This window comes from Streptomyces sp. L-9-10 (assembly GCF_004151105.1).
Taxonomy (GTDB): Bacteria; Actinomycetota; Actinomycetes; order Streptomycetales; family Streptomycetaceae; genus Streptomyces.
In genome coordinates, this window is sequence record NZ_PHRF01000009.1 from 1 (window position 1) to 218 (window position 218).

Below are 218 nucleotides of genomic sequence, written 5' to 3' on the forward strand. Positions count from 1 at the left end.
GCAGCCACCCTTGAAAGAGTGCGTAATAGCTCACTGGTCAAGTGATTCCGCGCCGACAATGTAGCGGGGCTCAAGCGTACCGCCGAAGTCGTGTCATTACAGCATGAGGGCCAACGCCCGCTGTGATGGGTAGGGGAGCGTCGTGTGCCGGGTGAAGCCTCCGCGGAAGCGAGGGGTGGACGGTTCACGAGTGAGAATGCAGGCATGAGTAGCGATAC

At 60.1% G+C, this 218-nt stretch carries 1 rRNA gene; it reads left to right on the forward strand.

What is annotated here, in order from left to right:
* Nucleotides 1-218, forward strand: a 23S ribosomal RNA gene (locus tag CU044_RS02610); the annotation flags it as partial.